Genomic DNA, 3,746 nt, shown 5'->3' with positions numbered 1-3,746 from the left:
TTATTGACAGAATTAACATTCACATATCTTGAATTTAATGTCCATGATGTTGTTTGCGTGAGAACATTCTCAGCATTAAGGAATTTTTTTAACGGAATCCTTGGTTTCTTTTTCGAGTCCGAATTTACAATATCATGCATATAGACCATTTCATGAATCTGCGAAAATTCAATGTCCATTGTATACCTCACATTTTTACCGTGACTCGATGTTACTGTTCAATAATCACCTTCCATCAATACTAAAATTAATACCCCTAATGTGCCGATAACAAATATAGTCATTCTACGTAACGTCTCCATAAGGTGATATTTGACATTATCAGAAGCTGCGAATTCGGATTTTGCTCTAATCAAATGAGAGAAATGTAAAATGAAGCCACGAAATATTAATAATAGCCTACCACTGCAACCATTAGTTCCTGATCAGGAGAACAAAAATAAGAAAAATGAAGAGAAATCCGTTAATCCAGTTAAAATCACAATGGGGTCTGGTTTAAATTATATTGAACAAGAATCTCTTGGAGGAAAATATCTAACACATGATTTGTCAATAAAGATAGCGGATATTTCTGAAGAGATAATTCAGCAAGCAATATTATCTGCTATGAGCATATATAAATTTTCGATAACAGATGATTTAATGAGTATGGCTGTAAATGAACTCATAAAACTGACCAAAATAGAGAATAATGTAGACCTGAATAAATTCACTACTATATGCACAGACGTTCTATCCCCCCGCGTCACCAGACATAATAAAGAAAAAAACAAACGACATTCTACCCTTCTCAAAAATCCCCTTTTTAATTTTCATTGAAAAAATGGCAATTGATACTATGAATCCAGGTCATACACATTAAGGCATTTATGTAATGTCGTAATTAAGATAACTAATAAGGTGAATATTAGTAAAACAACTAATGATGTTATTAGTTTGTAGTGAACAGTACTTTTACCAATAATGAAAAATATACCATAAGCAATGCAAGCTTAAAACTCATAATTTAAAAAAGATAAATATAAAAATATCAATGAGTCAATCAATAATAATTTGGCATCACGAGACACATCACAGAGGAATATTATGAGCACAGAAACAATTGAAATATTCAATAATAGTGATGAATGGGCAAATCAACTAAAACACGCATTATCGAAAGGAGAAAATCTGGCATTACTACATGGTTTAACTCCTGATATCCTTGATAGAATATATGCATATGCATTCGACTACCATGAAAAGGGTAATATAACGGACGCAGAAATTTATTATAAATTCTTGTGCATTTATGCGTTCGAAAATCATGAGTATCTAAAAGATTTTGCATCAGTATGTCAGCCCAAAAAGAAATATCAACAAGCATATGACCTTTACAAACTAAGTTACAAGTACTTCCCGTATGATGACTATTCAGTTATTTATCGTATGGGTCAATGTCAGATTGGGGCTAAAAATATCGATAACGCAATGCAATGTTTCTATCACATTATTAACAATTGTGAGGATGATAGTGTTAAGAGTAAAGCGCAGGCATATATTGAACTCTTAAACGATAATTCAGAAGATAATGGCTAAGCATTACAATCATTTGGTTAAATTTGCTGGTTATAGTGCAGTTAACCACTATAACCAGCACCTCTTATGTTTTCTTAAATCAGCATCTTAAAACAGTTAAGAGCATACTATAAATCATTATTTTTCAATGCATTAGAGAACAATCTACTTTATCAAAATTGAATAAGGCTATTTCAGATTACATCACTGAATTCCTAAGATAAATTAGTGAACACAACCATAGATATGTCAAATGTAATTTCCTGTAGCGTTAATGACACATAAATATGAATAGCCATAATTTCTATTGCTTAAGCAGGATGCAAGAAACCAATTTTTTCATAGAGGTTAACTAATGGACTTAGAAAATAAATTCTCATATCATTTTCTTGAGGGATTAACGCTCACGGAAGATGGAATTCTTACTCAAGGAAATGAGCAAGTTTATATTCCACAGAAAGAGTTAGGTGTATTAATAGTATTACTTGAATCCGCTGGTCATGTTGTACTGAAAGATATGATCATCGAATCAGTATGGAAAAATATTATTGTTAGTGACGAGTCCCTGACAAGATGTATCTATTCTTTGCGCTGCATTTTTGAAAAAATTGGCTATGATCGTTGCATAGAAACAATCTACCGGAAAGGTTATCGTTTCAGCGGGCAGGTTTTCAAAACTAAAATTAATGAAGATAATACTTCAGACTATTCCATAGCTATATTCCCTTTCACTACTTCATTGAATACACTGGATCCATTAATACTTAATCAGGAATTAGTGCAAATCATTTCAAATAAAAAAATCGATGGTCTCTATACCTATCCGATGGCTGCGACAAATTTTTGTAATGATCACATATCTCAAAATTCATTCTTGAGCAGATTCAAGCCAGATTATTTCGTTACAGGAAGAATAAACCAGAATAATGCAGTGAACACTTTATACATTGAGTTGATCGACGCTAAAAACCTTTTCCTCATCGCCAGTAATCATCTCCCTGTTGATGAACTATATAATACATCACAATTTATTATAGATAATATCCTTCAAACGGTACATAAACCAGAACGATCTGTAAGATTAGCTAAGCAGGACCAAGGATATAAGAATCATTATTTATCAGATGAAATGTTAGCCGGAAAGAAAGAACTTTACGACTTCACCCCTGAAAGCATTTACAGGGCCATGACTATATTTGATAGATTACAAAATAAAAGTGATATACAGACGCTAAAAACAGAATGTTATTGCCTTCTAGCGGAATGCCATATGTCTTTGGCACTTCATGGAAAAAGTGAACTTGAACTTGCTGCTCAAAAAGCATTAGAGCTTTTAGATTATGTATCAGACATAACCACTGTCGATGGAAAAATTTTAGCTATTATGGGACTGATAACTGGTCTGTCTGGACAAGCAAAAGTATCTCATATCTTATTTGGACAGGCTAAGATACACTCAACTGATATAGCCTCTCTCTACTACTATAGGGCACTAGTCCACTTTCATAATGAAAAAATTGAAGAGGCAAGGATTTGTATAGACAAATCACTACAACTCGAACCCAGAAGACGAAAAGCAGTTGTGATAAAAGAATGTGTAGATATGTATGTGCCTAACCCGCTCAAAAACAACATTAAACTCTACTATAAAGAAACTGAGAGTGAAAGCCATCGAGTTATAATTGACAACATTTTGAAATTAAAGCAGCTGACGAGAATTTGTATGCGATAAATTTTTATTGACGCAATTTTATTATTTAGATGTATGCAACTTGTTATTTAAACAACAGAGATAAAAATATCTAAGATATTCACCTTATTGCAAGATATTTAAAATGCTCTAGAGTTAAAAGTATGATGTAAAGACCATTGGCCTGGACAATTAAAAAAGGGAGCTTTATGACTAATCCAATCGGTATCAATAATTTATCTCAAAGTTCAAATATAGCGAATGCAACGGGTGATGAAGTCGTATCATTAGATAAACACATCAACACCAGTGCTACTGATACAGATCAAATACAAGCATTTATAGTTTCAACATGGATGGCGCCTTTTCAAAATGATATGTATTCAGAAGATAATCCTATCTCACCTTACTATAAAATTGAGTGGTAGACGATTGACCAAATAAATCATAACGAGATACTTTTATAATAGTATCTCGTTCCTTTCATTCAATCCTCACA

General features: G+C 32.5%; 3 protein-coding genes and 2 pseudogenes. 4 read left to right on the top strand and 1 reads right to left on the bottom strand.

Annotation, left to right across the window (positions count from 1 at the left end):
- A pseudogene (gene yqeK / locus RTW80_RS23025) lies at positions 1-179 on the bottom strand (protein YqeK); the annotation flags it as partial.
- A 193-nt stretch (positions 180-372) separates the two neighbouring features.
- Here yqeK and RTW80_RS23020 point away from each other — a divergent pair.
- The 4 genes and pseudogenes from RTW80_RS23020 (at position 373) to ygeI (ending at position 3,675) form a co-directional block, all read left to right on the top strand.
- A pseudogene (locus RTW80_RS23020) lies at positions 373-862 on the top strand (hypothetical protein).
- Positions 863-1,086: 224 nt separating this feature from the next.
- A complete protein-coding gene (locus RTW80_RS23015; RefSeq protein ID WP_121863453.1) occupies positions 1,087-1,578 on the top strand; it encodes a tetratricopeptide repeat protein in 492 nt (163 codons plus the stop codon).
- Positions 1,579-1,912: 334 nt separating this feature from the next.
- Positions 1,913-3,289: a HilA family transcriptional regulator YgeH gene (gene ygeH / locus RTW80_RS23010; protein ID WP_025693424.1), complete on the top strand. Its 1,377-nt coding sequence runs from the start codon at positions 1,913-1,915 to the stop codon at positions 3,287-3,289.
- A gap of 167 nt (positions 3,290-3,456) precedes the next feature.
- Positions 3,457-3,675 carry a protein YgeI gene (gene ygeI / locus RTW80_RS23005; protein WP_000184091.1) on the top strand — a complete coding sequence of 73 codons (219 nt, stop codon included), beginning with the start codon at positions 3,457-3,459 and terminating at the stop codon, positions 3,673-3,675.
- Positions 3,676-3,746 lie beyond the last annotated feature (71 nt).

Source organism: Escherichia sp. AM3 (assembly GCF_032029835.1).
Classification (GTDB): Bacteria; Pseudomonadota; Gammaproteobacteria; order Enterobacterales; family Enterobacteriaceae; genus Escherichia; species Escherichia coli.
Note: the sequence above shows the minus strand (reverse complement) of the source record. Positions and strands in the feature narration are given on the sequence as shown.

Coding starts and splice junctions, on each gene's coding strand:
- ygeH (WP_025693424.1), top strand. CDS start 1,913: ATGGACTTAGAAAATAAATTCTCATATCATTTTCTTGAGGGATTAACG.
- RTW80_RS23015 (WP_121863453.1), top strand. CDS start 1,087: ATGAGCACAGAAACAATTGAAATATTCAATAATAGTGATGAATGGGCA.
- ygeI (WP_000184091.1), top strand. CDS start 3,457: ATGACTAATCCAATCGGTATCAATAATTTATCTCAAAGTTCAAATATA.